Genomic DNA, 387 nt, shown 5'->3' with positions numbered 1-387 from the left:
CGAATTGAGGTCGAAGCAATCATGAGCCCATCTCGCAGGATCGCAATCGCCGTCGTCGCGCTCGTGTTGATCCCATCGGCAGCTACGTGGAGCTGGCAGTGGTTCAGGGTTGGTCGCTACCAGGAAACGACCGACAACGCTTATCTGCGCGCAGACATCACCAGTATCGCTCCCAAGCTGGCCGGCTATGTCGTCGACGTTGACGTGGACGACAATGCCAGCGTTGCAAAGGGCGCAGTTCTCTTTCGCATCGACGACAGCGACTATAAGGCCAAGGTGGTCCAGGCAAGTGCCAATGTCGCAGCCCGGCAGGCGGAAATCGCCAACATCGAGGCAAGCCATAAACTGCAAGATGCATTGATCGCGCAGGCCGAGGCGCAGAAACAG

Annotated in this window: 1 protein-coding gene; it reads left to right on the top strand. The window is 58.4% G+C overall.

From position 1 onward, the window contains the following. Nucleotides 1–21: 21 nt before the first annotated feature. Nucleotides 22–387: biotin/lipoyl-binding protein (locus EOA22_RS37480; RefSeq protein WP_127390789.1), on the top strand; the 366-nt coding region annotated here is incomplete at its 3' end.

The sequence above is a fragment of the Mesorhizobium sp. M7A.F.Ca.US.014.04.1.1 genome, assembly GCF_003998745.1.
Lineage (GTDB): Bacteria > Pseudomonadota > Alphaproteobacteria > Rhizobiales > Rhizobiaceae > Mesorhizobium > Mesorhizobium ciceri.
Note: the sequence above shows the minus strand (reverse complement) of the source record. Positions and strands in the feature narration are given on the sequence as shown.